The sequence below is a fragment of the Hydrocarboniphaga daqingensis genome (assembly GCF_900129825.1).
Classification (GTDB): domain Bacteria; phylum Pseudomonadota; class Gammaproteobacteria; order Nevskiales; family Nevskiaceae; genus Hydrocarboniphaga; species Hydrocarboniphaga daqingensis.
The window spans coordinates 355,376-370,197 of sequence record NZ_FQWZ01000004.1 but is presented as its reverse complement, the minus strand read 5'-3'; the positions used below and the strand labels follow the sequence as shown (position 1 = coordinate 370,197).

Annotated in this window: 13 protein-coding genes; 7 read left to right on the top strand and 6 right to left on the bottom strand. The window is 64.4% G+C overall.

The window, feature by feature from the left end; genetic code table 11:
* Positions 1-7: 7 nt before the first annotated feature.
* From BUB09_RS10180 to BUB09_RS10165, 4 genes are all read right to left on the bottom strand, one after another.
* Positions 8-991, bottom strand: coding sequence for an AAA family ATPase (locus BUB09_RS10180; RefSeq protein WP_175550173.1), 984 nt, complete (start codon positions 989-991; stop codon positions 8-10).
* Positions 992-1,016: 25 nt separating this feature from the next.
* The gene (locus tag BUB09_RS10175; RefSeq protein WP_217650289.1) at positions 1,017-1,670 is read right to left on the bottom strand and encodes a DUF4159 domain-containing protein; all 654 of its coding nucleotides are present in this window, start codon (positions 1,668-1,670) and stop codon (positions 1,017-1,019) included.
* Between the two features lie 107 nt (positions 1,671-1,777).
* Positions 1,778-3,112, bottom strand: coding sequence for a TldD/PmbA family protein (locus BUB09_RS10170; RefSeq protein ID WP_072897249.1), 1,335 nt, complete (start codon positions 3,110-3,112; stop codon positions 1,778-1,780).
* Between the two features lie 12 nt (positions 3,113-3,124).
* Positions 3,125-4,756 carry a TldD/PmbA family protein gene (locus BUB09_RS10165; protein ID WP_072897247.1) on the bottom strand — a complete coding sequence of 544 codons (1,632 nt, stop codon included), beginning with the start codon at positions 4,754-4,756 and terminating at the stop codon, positions 3,125-3,127.
* 447 nt (positions 4,757-5,203) lie between these two features.
* Here BUB09_RS10165 and BUB09_RS10160 point away from each other — a divergent pair, with 447 nt between their 5' ends.
* Together BUB09_RS10160 and BUB09_RS10155 are read left to right on the top strand one after the other, a co-directional pair.
* Positions 5,204-5,482 carry a hypothetical protein gene (locus tag BUB09_RS10160; protein ID WP_072897236.1) on the top strand — a complete coding sequence of 93 codons (279 nt, stop codon included), beginning with the start codon at positions 5,204-5,206 and terminating at the stop codon, positions 5,480-5,482.
* 129 nt (positions 5,483-5,611) lie between these two features.
* Positions 5,612-6,712 carry a hybrid sensor histidine kinase/response regulator gene (locus tag BUB09_RS10155; protein ID WP_072897234.1) on the top strand — a complete coding sequence of 367 codons (1,101 nt, stop codon included), beginning with the start codon at positions 5,612-5,614 and terminating at the stop codon, positions 6,710-6,712.
* A gap of 3 nt (positions 6,713-6,715) precedes the next feature.
* Here BUB09_RS10155 and BUB09_RS10150 read toward each other — a convergent pair whose 3' ends face one another.
* Both BUB09_RS10150 and BUB09_RS10145 read right to left on the bottom strand, forming a co-directional pair.
* Entirely contained in the window at positions 6,716-8,029 is a 1,314-nt protein-coding gene (locus tag BUB09_RS10150) for a sensor histidine kinase (protein WP_072897232.1), read from the bottom strand.
* Positions 8,026-8,763 (bottom strand): response regulator transcription factor, encoded by a 738-nt coding sequence (locus tag BUB09_RS10145; protein ID WP_072897230.1) that lies wholly within the window; start codon positions 8,761-8,763, stop codon positions 8,026-8,028. The genes BUB09_RS10150 and BUB09_RS10145 overlap by 4 nt, the downstream gene beginning before the upstream one ends.
* Positions 8,764-8,917: 154 nt before the next feature.
* Between BUB09_RS10145 and BUB09_RS10140 the strand changes: the two genes are divergently transcribed.
* The 5 genes from BUB09_RS10140 to BUB09_RS10120 all read left to right on the top strand — a co-directional run bounded on the left by BUB09_RS10140 (position 8,918) and on the right by BUB09_RS10120 (position 14,789).
* The gene (locus BUB09_RS10140) at positions 8,918-9,376 is read left to right on the top strand and encodes a Spy/CpxP family protein refolding chaperone (protein WP_072897228.1); all 459 of its coding nucleotides are present in this window, start codon (positions 8,918-8,920) and stop codon (positions 9,374-9,376) included.
* A 119-nt stretch (positions 9,377-9,495) separates the two neighbouring features.
* Positions 9,496-10,086 carry a biliverdin-producing heme oxygenase gene (locus tag BUB09_RS10135; RefSeq protein ID WP_072897226.1) on the top strand — a complete coding sequence of 197 codons (591 nt, stop codon included), beginning with the start codon at positions 9,496-9,498 and terminating at the stop codon, positions 10,084-10,086.
* On the top strand, positions 10,086-12,344 hold the full coding sequence (locus tag BUB09_RS10130; RefSeq protein ID WP_072897501.1) for an ATP-binding protein: 2,259 nt from the start codon (positions 10,086-10,088) through the stop codon (positions 12,342-12,344). Before BUB09_RS10135 ends, BUB09_RS10130 begins: the two co-directional genes overlap by 1 nt.
* A gap of 22 nt (positions 12,345-12,366) precedes the next feature.
* Positions 12,367-12,831 (top strand): response regulator, encoded by a 465-nt coding sequence (locus BUB09_RS10125; RefSeq protein ID WP_072897215.1) that lies wholly within the window; start codon positions 12,367-12,369, stop codon positions 12,829-12,831.
* Positions 12,828-14,789, top strand: coding sequence for a hybrid sensor histidine kinase/response regulator (locus BUB09_RS10120; protein WP_245793234.1), 1,962 nt, complete (start codon positions 12,828-12,830; stop codon positions 14,787-14,789). The genes BUB09_RS10125 and BUB09_RS10120 overlap by 4 nt, the downstream gene beginning before the upstream one ends.
* Positions 14,790-14,822: the final 33 nt, after the last annotated feature.

The following is a 14,822-nucleotide window of genomic DNA, read 5'->3' as shown; positions in this document are numbered from 1 at the left end:
CTCGCAATCAGCCGGGGAACGGCAGGCTACGCAACAGCGCGGCGACGACGTCATCGGTGCTGCGGCGCTCGGCCTCGGCCGCGAACGACAGCAGCAGCCGGTGGCGCAGCACCGGCGCCGCCAGCGCCTGCACGTCGTCGCGCGTCGCCGCAAAGCGACCATGCAACAGCGCACGCGCTTTGGACGCCAGCACCAGCGACTGCCCGGCACGCGGCCCTGCGCCCCAGCGCACCCAGTCGCGCACTTCGGCGACGGTGCTCGTCTGCGGGCGCGTGGCCCGTACCAGCGACGTGATCCAGCCGAGCACGTCGTCGCCGACGTGGACCTGGCGCGTCAGCCGCTGCAGCGCCAGCACTTGATCGGCGTCCATCACCGCCTCGACCTTGGCGCCACGGGTGCCGGTGGTCTGCGTGATGATCGCGCGCTCCTCGGCTTCGCTCGGGTAATCGACGCGCACATGCAGCAGGAAGCGGTCGAGCTGCGCTTCGGGCAGCGGATAGGTACCCGCGTTCTCCAGCGGGTTCTGCGTCGCCAGCACGAAGAACGGCTCCGGCAGCGGATACGTTGTGCCGGCATAGCTGACGGTGTGCTCCTGCATCGCTTCGAGCAGCGCGGCCTGTGTCTTCGGCGGTGTGCGATTCAACTCGTCGGCCAGCAGCAGGTTGGTGAACACCGGCCCTTGCTGGAACTTGAAGTAGCGCTTGCCGGTACCGTGGTCTTCTTCGAGGATTTCGGTACCGAGGATATCGCTGGGCATCAGGTCGGGCGTGAACTGCACGCGTCGAAAGCCAAGCTTCAAAGCCTCGCCCAAGGTACGCACCAGCAGCGTCTTGCCCAGGCCCGGCACGCCTTCAAGCAAGCAGTGCCCACCGGCGAGCAAGCCGATCAGCAGTTGTTCGACCGTTTCGGTTTGGCCGACGATCGTCTGCGCGATCGCCGTTTTGACGGCGCCCAGACGGGCAAGCTGTTCGGCGACATCGGCTTCGTTCAGAGCAGCAGGGTTCACGGCATCAGACTCAGGTGGTGAGCGCGTAAGTGACGATGTTGACGGCGAAGCGGGTCACGTCTTCGCCCTGGAAGCGCTTGTTGCGCCAGTCGAAGTCCCATTCGCAGCCATAGTCTTTGTTGCTGTACAGCAGGCCGAGACGGCCGTTGACGCTGACGCCCTTCAAGTAGTCATGCACCAGATCATCGCCCCAGCCGTTGAGCTCGAAGCCGGTGGCGGGCGGCTTGTCGAAGTTGAAGAACGCGCGATAGATCGGATGATCGGCCGGCAGCTTCTGCAAGGCCTCGGCGCCGAACATCGTGGCGACTTCAGCTTCGAAGGAGCGCGCGAACAGCCCGTCGATGTCGTGGTTGCAATCGTCGACCAGTACGAAGCCACCGTTGTCGACATAGGCTTTGAAATTGGCGCGTTCCTCGGGGCTGAACTCGACCAGCTTGTGTCCCGTCAGATAACAGAACGGCGCCGACAGCATGCGTCGGTCCGACAACGGCAGCACGTGCTCGACCGGGTCGACCCGCAAGGTCGTGTACTGCAGCAGCGCATCGGCGATGTTCGACGGCATCCGCGCGTCGACGTCCCAGTCGCCGGACTCGTACATCAGCCGCGTCAGCCAGAAATCGTAGGCCGCGCGGCCGGCGGCGACGGCGCGCGGTAGCGGCAGCATCCAGCCTGCCGCTACCGCCAGCGACGCGCGCAGAAACTCCGATCGGGTCATCGCAGGCGGGGCGCCATCGACGCCCGATCGGAACCAATGCGCGGCATCGACGGTGCCTAGACCGCGTCCGACAGCGACGTGAACGTGAACTCGCGGATCTTCATCGGCGGGATCATCATCACGAACGGCGACTCGTCGTCGGCGACACGCTCCGGCTTGCCGATCTCGTCGACGTTGTTGAGCATGATCACCGGCGATTCGTTGAACCGGAAATTCTTAATCGGATACTTGATCTCGCCGTTCTCGATGTAGAACGTGCCGTCGCGCGTCAGGCCGGTCAGTAGAACGGTCTGCGGATCGACCATGCGGATGTACCAGGTGCGCGTGACCAGCACGCCCTTCTTGGTGCTCTTGACCAGATCCATCGTCGACTTGTCGCCGCCGACCATGATCAAGTTGCCCGGCTGGCCAACGGCCTTTTTGCCCTGCTTCTTGGCCCAGTAGCGCGAATACGCCAGGTAGTCGACGACGCCCTTGTTGACGATGCTGGTGCGCTCGCGCGGCAGGCCGTCTTCATCCCACGGCATCACGGCCGCGCCGGGCGCTGCCGGGTCGGCGTACAGCGTGACGCGCTCGTCGAACACTTTCTCGCCGACTTTGTTGCCGCCGCCCTTCTTGGTCAGAAAGCTGCGGCCTTCGTCGGCGCGCCGCGCATCGAAGCCGAACATCATGAACGAGATCAGGCCGGCACTGGCCGCCGGTTCCATGATCACCGTGTACTTGCCGGGCTCCAGCGCCTTGGCTTCGGCCGAACGTGAGGCCTTGTCCATTGCGATCTGGATGTCGCTCTTGGCGCTGAAGTCCCGGATGTCGGCGACGTTGCGCGCAACCCAGCCCGAGCCGCGACCGTCGTCGGTACGCACGGTGCAAGTAAAGTCCGCCGCCGTCGACTGCTGGTAGCCGAAATTGCCCTTGCTGTTGGCGATCGCGGAAAAGCGATGCGCGTCGGACAGAAAGCCGGCCGCGACCAGCTTGTTGGCCTTGCACGGCGCGATGCAATCCGCAGCGACTTGTGCGCGATAGTCGGGCGTGATCGCCGCCGTGCTGGCGACGAAGGTATCGGTCGGCTTGTAGGTCTGCTTGGCGATGGCCGGCATGAACTCCGGGTTTTCCGGTGCCAGCCGCGCCAACTCTTCGGCACGCTGCACGACGCGCAGCAGCGAGGCGTCATCGAATTCGTTGATCGTGGCGATGCCGACACGCTTGCCGAAAGCGACCTGCACGGCCAGCTCGGCGTTGCTGATGATGCCGCTGGTGCTGACGCTGTTGCGGGCAAAGCGGATGTTGCCGTTGATCGAGCCTTCGATCGTGGCCGTGCACTCGTCGGCCTTCGACAGCTTGATCACTTTCTGCAGCAGGGTCTTGGCGTCCTGCTCGGTGTAAATCGTCATGGGCGGGATTCCTTAGCCGAGGCTGCGAGCCGTATTGATGACATTGATGCCGTCGAAGCGCGCCGTCGACGAGCCGTGCGACACCGCCGATACCTGGCTGGGCTGGCCCTTGCCGTCGAAGAAGCTGCCGCCGAAGCGGTAATCGCGCTCGTCACAGACGGCGCTGCAGGCGTTCCAGAATTCCGGCGTGCGGATCTGGTAGGCCACGTCTTCGATCTGCTCGGTGATCTGGCCGTTCTTGATCTCGTAGAACAGCTGGCCACCGAACTGCGCGTTGTAGCGCTGCTGGTCGATCGAGAACGAGCCGTCGCCGATGATGTAGATGCCGTTCTCGACGTTCTTGATCATGTCGGCCACCGACAGCGGCGTCTTGCCGGCCGCCAGCGACACGTTGGCCATGCGCTGGAACTGCACGTTGGACCAGGAATCGGCATAGCAGCAGCCCTGCGATTCCTTCAGGCCCAGGATATGTGCCTGATCGCGGATCGCCTGGTAGTTGACCAGCACGCCGTCCTTGACCAGATCCCAGCGGCCGGTCTTGACGCCTTCGTCGTCGTAGGCAACCGCGCCGAGCGTGGTCGGCTGCACCTTGTCGGCGAACAGCGTGACCTTGTCGCTGCCGTACTTGAAGTTCTTGCTCTGCCACTTGTCGATCGTCGCAAAGCTGGTACCGGCGTAGTTGGCCTCGTAGCCCAGCACGCGATCCAGCTCCAGCGGATGGCCGACCGATTCGTGGATCGTCAGCCACAGATGCGTCGGGTCGAGCACCAGGTCGTAGCGACCCGGCTTGACCGAGCGCGCCTTGAGCTTGTTGCGCGCCTGCTTGGCGGCTGCGACCGCGTCGTCGATCATGTTGTAGGCGCTGCCATAGACCACGGCGCCGCCCGGCAGCGCGATGCCCTTGCTGCGGGTGTCGAGATACTCATAGCCCATGCCGCGTGGCCCACCGAGTTCTTCGCGCGTGCGGAACTTGCCGGTGGCCTTGTCGATCACGGTGACTTCCATCGGCGCCCAGATCCGATGCACGTCCTGATCGATGTACGAGCCGTCGGTGCTGGCGAAGTACTTCTGCTCGTTGACCAGGAACAGCGTCGAGCGGATGTAGTCGGCACCGGCTTTCATCGCCGCGCCGTTGACCGACATCAGCAGATCGACTTTCTCCTTCAGCGGGACTTCCATCGAATTCTTGACGATCGGCGTCTTCCAGCTGACGTCGCCGACGCCCTTGACCGGCGCCAATTGCACCGGCTCGGTCTGGAACTTGGAATTGGCCTTGGCGATCTGCGTGGCCTGCACGGCCGCCTTGGCGATGCCGTCTTCGCTGAAATCGCTGGTGGCCGCAAAGCCCCAGGTGCCGTTGACGATCACGCGGATGCCAGTACCCATCGACTCGGTGTTGACCACGTTCTCGACACGGTCTTCACGGGTGATGACGAACTGGCGCAGGTAGCGGCCGATGCGCACATCGCAATAGCTGGCGCCATTCTTGGTGGCCGCATTCAGCGCCACGGTGGCCATCTTCTTTTTGGTGGCGACGTCCATCGTCGTCGCCAGCACGTCGGCGGCCACGGCGCGGCCGTAGATCGGCAGCATCAAGGCACCCGCACCGGCGCCACTCATCTTCAGAAATTCGCGTCTGAGCATCGCTACTCCCTAACGGTTGGTTCGGCACGGCACCGCGCACGCGGGCCGCAAGCCCCATCGCAGGCACGAAGTGCGCCCGCAGCTGACGGTGGCTCAGGATGCACAATGCAGCCGGTGCGGCAAGAGTGAAACCCCGGCCGAAGATCGCCCCATTCGCGCCGAGTCGATGGCGATCGGTACGACCGCCGACACGCCGCGCGTTGCCGACCGCCGACATCGCCTGTCCGCTGCCGCCGGCGACGGCGTCCGCCCACTGTCCGCGGACAGTGGGCGGACACCTCCGTGGTCACGACGACGCTTTGCAAGCTGCAATCCGGCGACCGGCGAGCCCGGCAAATTGCGTCGATGCCAATCGGCGCCAAATGGACGCCAAAGCCTATCGTGCTGATTCGTCGGCGATTTACTGCCGGTTATTGACGGCATGAAACTTGTTGCGCTGCACCGACGATGAAGGACATCACCCATCACGACGCGGACTACGGCGCCCATGCGGTCACGCGCGATGCCGCGCCGGAGGGTCCGCGCCGAGCACCGCTGCGCCTGATCGCAAGCCGCGTTTACGACGATACGGACCCGGCCTTGGGCGACAGCCATCGAGCCGGCTCGGTGCCGCGCGCACCGGGTCGCCCGGCATTTTTGCGGCGCGATCCGGCATTCATGCGTCACCACGTCTGCGCCGCCTTCAGCCGGGTACGCCGCCGCGGTCACTACGTGTTCCACTGCTAGTGGCGGCTTGCGCGGTGCCGTTGGCGTCACCGCTATCATCGAGGTCGAACGGGTCCAGAGCCGCACGCCGATGATCGTTACCAAACACCTCACGAGTTGCGTCACCGTTTGCCCGGCGGCAGGCCATTGATGCGCCCGACCGGCCCGATCAAGTGCCTGATCGTCGACGACGTCAACGAGAATCTGACCGCGCTGGAAGCGCTGCTGCGCAGCGACGACATCGAGGTCTTGAGTGCGCACTCGGGCTTCGAGGCGCTGGAACTACTGCTCAAGCATGATGTGGCGCTGGCCTTGCTCGACGTCCACATGCCCGACATGGACGGATTCGAGCTGGCCGAGTTGATGCGCGGCGCCGAGCGGTCACGCCACGTTCCGATCATCTTCGTCACGGCGGCGTCGCGCGAAACGCAACGCGTGTTTCGCGGTTACGAAACCGGCGCCGTCGACTTTCTGTTCAAGCCGATCGACCCGAATATCCTTCGGCACAAGGCCGATACGTTCTTCGCACTGTATCGACGCAAGCAGGAACTGGCGCGGGCACTGCAGGTGCGCGATGACGTCCTGGCCGTGGTGTCGCATGATCTTCGCGACCCGCTCAACGTCGTGGCGATGGCGGGGTCGATGCTGCAGCAGCTCGGCACGATGCGGAGTGATCCGCAATCGCTGGAAATCGCCGGCATGCTGCAACGCTCGGTCGACCGGATGCAGCGGATGATCAGCGACCTGCTCGACATGGCGACGCTGCGCACCGGCCAGCTGTCCATTCAGCGGCAAGCGAACGAAGCCCGCAGCCTGATCACCGAAGCGATACAGGCGCATCAGCCGGCAGCCCGACACAAACGCATTGAATTGCGATGCGAGCTACCGGCTGAAGCACTGCCGCTGGAGTGCGATCGCCAACGACTGCTGCAGGTATTCGCCAATCTGATCGGCAACGCGATCAAGTTCTGCGATGCCGGCGCTCAAGTCACCGTTCGGCTGATGATGCACGCCGACAATATCGAAGTCGCCGTCGAAGATACCGGCCCCGGGATCAAAGAAACGGACTTCGAAAAGCTGTTCGACCCTTACTGGTCCGGTGGGCGCGAAGCCCGCGGCGGTACCGGCCTGGGTTTGTACATCACACGCGGCATCGTCGAAGCGCATGGCGGTTGCATCTGGGCCGAGAACCGTAGCGGCGGCGGAGCGGCGCTGCGCTTCGTACTGCCGCGCCCGCTATCGCCGATTTGACCGCTAGCGTGGCAACTGCAGGCTCACTTCCAGACCGCCGCCCGGGATGTTGACGGCATCGACGCGGCCACCATGGGCGGTCGCGACACGCTGCACAATGGCCAGACCCAGCCCGTGGCCGTCGGCACGCGCGGCATTTCCACCGCGAAAGAACGGCCGGAACAATCTCGGCAGGTCCGCTTCGGGAACGCCCGGGCCCTGATCGCGTACGCGCAGCGTCGTCTGCACCGCATCAACAGTCCACTCCACCGAGATGCATCCGCCGCGATCGCTGAATTTGATTGCGTTGGACAGCAGATTATCGACGGCGCGGCCGATCAGCATCGCACTGCCCGGCACCACCACCGATGTCGTCGTCAGCAGATCAAGGCGCACGCCGCGCTCCGTCGCCTGCAGTTGCCAATCGGCCACGCGCTCTCGGACGAGATCGAGCAGCTCGACCGGCTGACGTTCCTCTCCCGGCAAGCCGGACTCAAGCCGCGACAACGCCAGCGCTTGGCCGATCAACTCGTCGAGCCGGCCGATCTCGTGCTCAGCACGGTCAAAGTGGGTGGCGGCTTGATCGCCTCCGCTACGCCGCGCCATGTCGAGCAGCAGATGCAGTCGCGCCAGCGGCGAGCGCAGTTCGTGCGACACGTCCTGCAGAACGCCGCGTTCGGTCGTCACCAGCGTTTCGATCCGGGCCGCCATTCGGTCGAAGTCGCGTGCCAGATCACCCACTTCGTCACGCGATCCACTGTGATGGGCCGGCACGCGCGCCGCCAGATCGCCGTTGGCAAAGCGGCGCGCCGCCTCGCGTACGGCGGCGATCGGTCGCGCGATCGAAAGCGCCAGCCACCAGCCCACGACGGCAATGACCAGGATCGACAGCGCGATCTGCACGACCAGCAACAACTCGGGCCGTGGCGGCGTACCCGGATGACGAACTACGACCAAGTGACGTGGGACGCCATCACTGCCGATCGCACGCTGACCAATGAAGCGCAGCCCCGGACGCGGCCGGAACTCCACGCTTTCCGACTCCAGCATCTGCGGCAGCAAGCGGCCGATCGGCAGGCGCTGCGACGACAGATTGCGCCGGCCCTCCATCAGCGTCATCTCGATGCCGCGGCGGTCGTGAGCGCGCAGCCATTGATCGAGCGCGGCCGTACCACCTGCGATGTAAGCCGTGTTGGCCTGCTGCGCATACTCAGACCAATCCGGGTCGTCCCCCATCGCATGGCGGGCAATACGCTGCGTCAGATAGACGCTGACCAGCAAGGTCACGATGTTGGCGACGACGAACCACAGCAGCAGCCGCAGATAAAGCCGGCTCATGCGCCGGGACCGCCCGAGCCCTGCAGGATCAGCTGATAGCCGGCGCCGCGAATCGCTTCGATCCTAGGGGCATGGGTCGAGGCTTCGCCGAGCTTGCGGCGCAAGCGCGACAAGTGGACGTCGACACTGCGATCGAAGCGTTCGATCTCGCGTCCCAGTGCCTCGCGTGTCAGCAGTGCCTTGTCGACGATCTGTCCCGCACGCTGCGCCAGTGCGAGCAACAACGAATACTCGGCACCGGTCAGGTCCAGCTCGGCGTCGTCGATCAAGGCGCGACGCTCGGCCGGATACAAACGCAGCGGACCGGCATGGACGGCCTGCGGCTGGGACGACAACGGCGGTCGCAGCCGCGCACGCACTCGCGCCAGCAGCTCTCGGGGCAGACAGGGCTTGGCCAAGTAATCGTCGGCACCCAGTTCCAAGCCGACGACGCGATCGACTGGCTCCCCGCGTGCCGACAACATGATCACCGGCAAGCCGTGGCGGGCGCGCAGCTCCGACAGCGTCTGCAGGCCGTCGCGCCCGGGCATCATCACATCGAGGATCAACAGGTCGGGTCGTCGCGCTGGATCGCCGAGGCGATCCAGCGCCGCTTGCCCGTCGTGGACCGCATCGACATCGAAGCCTTCGAGCCGCAGGTAGTCCTGCAGCAGTCCGCAGAGTTCGCGATCGTCGTCCACGATCAAGATGCGGCTGCGGTTGCGGGCTGCGGGCTGCAGGAGTTCGCGGTTCATGGGCCTACTGTTGCCGGTGTGACGGTGCATCGCAAGGACGGCAGGATGCGTTTACCGATCTTTACGCGCGCGCAACGCTTCGCCAAGCGCCGTCGGGCTCCAATACTCGGGCAGACGACCCGCATCACCCACCCCCTTCTTCCTGGAGATCATCATGCGCCGCACTCTGATTACGACATCCTTGCTACTCGGTCTGACGCTGTCCGGCGCGGCGAGCGCAGGTCCCGACCACGGTCGCGACGGCCGCGAACACGGCCCCGGCCGTGGCATGCCCCTGATGCGTGAACTGCGCGAGCTCGATCTGAGCGATGAGCAGCGCGCGCAGATCAAACAGCTCGCGCAAGCCACGCACCAGCAGTCGCAGACGCAGCGCGACGCGCTGGCAGAACTGCACCATCGGTTCACGCTGGCCACACCCGGCAGCAGTGAGTTCCGCGCGCTGACCACGCAGCTGGCCGATGCCGAATCGACGCAGGCGCGGCAGCGGGTCACGGCGATGGCCGAACTGCGCACGCAGATCGACGCCCTGCTGACGCCGGCTCAGCGCACGCAGCTCGCCACTGAGTTGGCCAAGATGCCGCCGCCAGACGAACGCGAGCATCGTCGCCGCTAAGGGGCCGTCGACCGGCGCCACGGCCCGAAAGGCAACGGCGCCGGTGTTAGACAAATGCTCAGTGGCTCTGGTGGGTCCGTATCATCGGTTGCTACACGACACGTATCGGCACCGACCGGATGGCTCTTTTTGCAAGGCTCAAGGACGAGACCGAGCCCGATCATCGTCGGCTTGAGCAAGAACTCGATCTGACCCGCGACGGGCTGACGCTGGATCGCTACCGAGAACGACTGCAAGCGTTCCACGGCTTCGTCAGCGTCTATGAGCCCGCACTCGAGTCCGGCGCGCCAGCGTCGTGGATCCCGCTGATGCAGGCACGACGCCGGTGTCACTGGCTGCGCCAGGATCTGCTGACGCTGGGCCTTGGGCCCGGTGACATCGACGACTTGCCTTGCATTCAGAGGCTGCCACCCATGCAGTCGCTCGCCGAGCGACTGGGCTGTATGTATGTAATGGAAGGCTCGACACTCGGCGGACTGATCATCGCCAAGCAGTTGCAACGATACCTGTCCGGCCAAGCTCAATCCGCCAGCCGTTACTTCACTTCATACGGGTCCGACACCGCACGCAACTGGCACGAATTCCGTCGCCACATGGACGATGCACTGCTCGGCGCCGAACACGACGAGGCGATTGCCGCAGCACGCGGCTGCTTTGAATCACTGCTGGCGTGGTTCATCGCCACACGGCATCACGTCGCGTGCGCGTGATGCCGGCCGCGGTCGCGCCACCGACGATCGGGCCCAACGGCTGCGAGCACGAGCCGATTCATATTCCCGGCGCGATTCAGCCCCATGGCCTGTTGCTGGTGCTGTCCGACCCTGGCATGCAGATCATCCAGATCAGCGCCAACGCAATGCAATGGTCGGGCTTGGCGGCAGAAGCGCTGCTGGGGCAACCAGTATCGGTACTGATCGATGATGCGCTGCAGGCAGGCTTGCATCACCAGCTCGGCGAACCCGCCGCGCTGGAACAACCACACTACTTGGGCGCCACCGCGATTGGCTCGCAGCGCTGCGATGTCGTTGCACATCGCCGCGGCGGTCAGCTGATCCTGGAGCTGGAGCCTCAGCCGGTGGATGCCGGCATGGGCGTTGATCTGGGATGGACCAATACGATCTATCCGCAGGTGCGTTCCTTCGTCGCGCAGTTGCCCAGCTGCCACGCACTGGAACCGCTCTGCATGCTGGCGGCCGACGAAGTCCGGCTTATGACCGGCTTCGGACGCGTGCTGATCTATCGCTTCGAGGATGATGATCACGGCTGCGTGCTGGCCGAGTCACGACAACCCGACTACGACTCGTATCTCGGGCTGCATTTTCCGGAAAGCGACATTCCACGGCAGGCTCGCGAGCTGTATCGGCTCAACCCGATTCGACTGATCGCAGACGCCCACTATCAGCCGGTGCCGCTGATCCCCGCGCATCACCCGCAGACCGGCGCTGCGACCGACCTGAGCTTGGCGGCGCTACGCAGCGTATCGCCGCTGCACCTACAGTACATGCGCAACATGGGCACGCTGGCATCGATGTCGATCTCGATCATCGTGGGCGGCCGGCTCTGGGGCTTGATCGCCTGCCATCACGCCCAGCCGCGGCACGTCGCGTTGCCGATACGGATGGCCTGCGAGCACTTGGGACAGATTCTGTCGCTGCAGATCGAAGCCAAACAGGACAATGAAGAGGCACAACACGGCCGCGACTTGAGCCGGGTGCTGGTTCGGCTGCTGGCATCGATGGCCGAGCGCGACAGTCTCGTCGACGGATTGACCGCGATGCCAAACGAACTGCTGCAGCTGGCCGGTGCCGACGGCGCGGCGGTGGTTTCATCCGGACGCTGCGTGCGGATCGGCGATGCACCGACCGAATCGGCGATTGTCGATCTGGTCGATTGGCTGTCTCGCCAGGACGTCGGCGGCCGCTACAGCAGCGAACATCTGGAGGCTGACTATCCGGGAGGCTCCGCGTCGCTATCACCGGCAGCTGGCGTACTGGCGATATCGATTTCGCAGCTGCACCGACACTACGTGCTGTGGTTTCGTCACGAAATCGTGCGCACCGTGGACTGGGCTGGCGACCCGACCAAGACCGGTCATAGCCAGGACGGCGAGGCTGCATTGACGCCGCGCAGCAGCTTTGCCCGTTGGCGACAGACGCTGCACGGCTACGCGCGGCGCTGGCGCGCCAGCGAGATCGATGCAGCCGATCAGCTGCGCCACGCCATTCTGGCCGTGGCCTTGCGCCGGGCCGAGGAGATGGCCGCGCTCAACGAAGAGCTGACTCGATCCAACCGTGAACTCGAAGCCTTCTCGTATTCGGTATCACACGACTTGCGAGCGCCGCTGCGGCACATCGTCGGCTATGCCGATCTGCTGCGGGAATTCGATGGCGAGCGGCTATCGGAGCGCGGTCAGCGCTTCTTGAGCAACATCACCGAAGCCTCGCACTTCGCCGGCACGCTGGTCGACGACTTGCTGACGTTCTCGCAAATGGGACGCGCCGCGCTACGCCGTGTACCGGTCGCGATGAACGACCTGGTCAGCAGCGTCGTGCGCGACTTGGGCGACGAGATCATTGACCGGGATCTGCAGTGGCAGATCGGTGTGCTGCCCGTGGTGGTGGCCGACTCAGCATTCCTTCAGCTGGCACTACGCAACCTATTGGCCAATGCGGTCAAGTACACGCGCACGCGCACGCCCGCCGTCATCACCATCAGCGCCGAAGATCAGCCCGACGCCTGGGTGTTCCATGTGCGCGACAACGGTGTCGGATTCAACATGAAGTACAGCGACAAGTTGTTCGGCGTGTTCCAACGTCTGCATCGAATGGAGGAATTCGAGGGCACAGGCATCGGCCTGGCCAATGTGCGGCGCATCGTCGAGCGCCACGATGGTCGCGTCTGGGCGCATGGTGAACCCGATTGCGGAGCGACGTTTTCGTTTTCGCTGCCCAAGCGATCTCGGCCTTGATTGTCTTGACGGAGCGCCGCCCATGCTAAAGCCGATACTGCTGGTCGAGGATGATCCCAAAGACCTCGAACTGACGCTGATCGCGCTCGAGAAGAGCCAACTGGCCAACGAGGTGATCATTGCGCGCGACGGCGACGAAGCGCTGGACTACCTGCTGTGCGGCGGTCGTCACAGCGATCGCGCCTCGGGCAATCCAGCGGTGATCTTGCTCGACTTGAAGTTGCCCAAAGTTGACGGCATCGAAGTGCTACAGCGCGTCCGCGCGACGACTTCGCTGAAGAGCATACCGGTGGTGATGCTGACCTCGTCACGCGAGGAGAAGGATCTGCTGCGCAGCTACGAGTTCGGCGCCAATGCCTATGTCGTCAAGCCCGTTGCGTTTCGGGACTTCGTCGAGGCGATCAGCGATCTGGGCGTGTTCTGGGCTGTCGTCAACGAGCCGCCGCCAGGCTCAGCCCGCATTGCCAGGAAGGTCAATCCCCTGTGACCCAGCCGCCACCGATCTGGCCTAGCCGGCTCAAAGTATTGCTGGTGGAAGACAATCTGCTGGACGCCGAGCTGACGCTTGCACGCCTGTCGACGATGGATTGCCAATGCGACGTGACCCGCATCGACACGGAAGCCCAATTGCGTGAGCAACTCCGCAACGAGGTGTATGACGTGATCCTGGCGGACTTCATGCTGCCGATGTTTTCCGGGCCCGAGGCGCTGGCGATTGCGCAGCAGCAAGCACCGGATGTTCCTTTCATCTTTGTCTCCGGCGTGCTGGGCGAAGAGCATGCCGTCGACATGCTCAAACAGGGCGCAACCGATTACGTATTGAAGCAGCGCTTGCAGCGCCTGCCGATGACCGTTCGCCGTGCGATCGGCGAGGCGCAGGAGCGGCGCAGCCGCATCAAGGCCGAGAGTGCCTTACGCGAGTATGAGACCGGCTTTCGACTGCTGGTCGACGCGCTGCGCGACTACGCGGTGATCGGCCTGGATCGCAACGGCAGCATCCGTAGCTGGAACAGCGCTGCTGAGCGGCTACTGGGCTATCGCGCCGATGAAATCACCGGCGAATCGGTCAGCCGCCTTTATGCCGGAGAGCCCAACAACGGCAGTGACGAGGTGCTGCAGTCGCTCAACGGTGCGCTGCAAAAAGGCAGCTACGTGCGCGACCGCTGGCTGACCAGCCGCACCGGCAAGGTGTTCTTCGCCTCGATGGTGACCACGGCGATCCGCAATGACGAAGGCGATTTGATCGGGTTTTCGAAGATCATCCGCGACACCACCGAGGAGCGGCGCGCCGGCGACGCGCTGCGTTTGGCCAAGGAGCAAGCCGAGGCCGCCAACGCGGCAAAGGATCGGTTTCTGGCCATGCTGTCGCATGAACTGCGCACGCCGCTGACGCCTATACTGGCGGCCACGACGTTCATCGAACAACGCTTCATCGATCAAGGCGCGCCGCTGCCGGATGGTTTGTCCGAGCTGCTGCCGCTGATCCGCCGCAACATCGAACTGGAGGCCCGCCTGATCGACGACCTGCTCGACCTGAACACGATCTCGCACGGCAAGCTCAGCCTGGAGCTGGCGCCGATGGACCTGCACGAGGCCATGCAGGACCTGATACGGACGGCGCGTATCGAGGCGGCCGACAAGAATCTGCAGATCAACACGAGACTCGACGCGGCCCGCTGCTGTATCAACGGTGATGCCGCGCGAGTCCAGCAGATCATCTGGAACCTACTGCGCAACGCCATCAAGTTCACGCCGACCGATGGCGGGGTATTGATCGAAACCCGCAATCCCGACGACGCGCACATCGCCATCCGTGTCACCGACAGCGGCATCGGCATCGGAGACGCGGCGATGCCACGTATTTTTTCGGCCTTTGAGCAGGCCGATACCTCGATCACCCGGCAGTTCGGCGGGCTGGGCCTGGGGTTGGCGATCGCTCACGCGCTGACCTTGCGCCACGGCGGCAGCCTGCAGGCCTACAGCGCGGGCGAAGGGCTCGGCGCCAGCTTCACGGTAACGCTGCCGCTGACCGACGCAATTCCAGTGGAGCGCGCCGCGCCGACGCTGAGTCGCGGCGATGGCGGGCCATTGCGGATTCTGCTGGTGGAAGACAATCAGGACACGACGCTGGCCATGGTCACGCTACTCGGCATGAGCGGCCACTCGGTCGACGCCGCGGCCACCGTCGCCGACGCGCGATCGATGGCGTCCAACGGACGCTACGATCTATTGATCAGCGATCTGGGCCTGCCTGACGGCAACGGCATGGATGTGGTGCGCGCATTTGCACAGCATCAATCCGCGCCGTCCATCGCCATGACCGGCTACGGCATGGACGAAGATATCCGCCGCTGTCGCGATGCCGGCTTCACTGCCCACGTCACCAAGCCTGTGGGCTTCGACCGACTCAACGAGTTGATCGTATCGCTGACCGTGCAGCGGTGACGCTCGATACACGGCCCTCATCGGCTCAATAAA

Excerpts from the sequence above, each read along its gene's own strand:
- BUB09_RS10175 (WP_217650289.1), bottom strand. The coding sequence starts at position 1,670 with ATGCTGCCGCTACCGCGCGCCGTCGCCGCCGGCCGCGCGGCCTACGAT.
- BUB09_RS10170 (WP_072897249.1), bottom strand. The coding sequence starts at position 3,112 with ATGACGATTTACACCGAGCAGGACGCCAAGACCCTGCTGCAGAAAGTG.
- BUB09_RS10165 (WP_072897247.1), bottom strand. The coding sequence starts at position 4,756 with ATGCTCAGACGCGAATTTCTGAAGATGAGTGGCGCCGGTGCGGGTGCC.
- BUB09_RS10160 (WP_072897236.1), top strand. The coding sequence starts at position 5,204 with ATGAAGGACATCACCCATCACGACGCGGACTACGGCGCCCATGCGGTC.
- BUB09_RS10155 (WP_072897234.1), top strand. The coding sequence starts at position 5,612 with ATGCGCCCGACCGGCCCGATCAAGTGCCTGATCGTCGACGACGTCAAC.
- BUB09_RS10150 (WP_072897232.1), bottom strand. The coding sequence starts at position 8,029 with ATGAGCCGGCTTTATCTGCGGCTGCTGCTGTGGTTCGTCGTCGCCAAC.
- BUB09_RS10145 (WP_072897230.1), bottom strand. The coding sequence starts at position 8,763 with ATGAACCGCGAACTCCTGCAGCCCGCAGCCCGCAACCGCAGCCGCATC.
- BUB09_RS10140 (WP_072897228.1), top strand. The coding sequence starts at position 8,918 with ATGCGCCGCACTCTGATTACGACATCCTTGCTACTCGGTCTGACGCTG.
- BUB09_RS10135 (WP_072897226.1), top strand. The coding sequence starts at position 9,496 with ATGGCTCTTTTTGCAAGGCTCAAGGACGAGACCGAGCCCGATCATCGT.
- BUB09_RS10130 (WP_072897501.1), top strand. The coding sequence starts at position 10,086 with ATGCCGGCCGCGGTCGCGCCACCGACGATCGGGCCCAACGGCTGCGAG.
- BUB09_RS10125 (WP_072897215.1), top strand. The coding sequence starts at position 12,367 with ATGCTAAAGCCGATACTGCTGGTCGAGGATGATCCCAAAGACCTCGAA.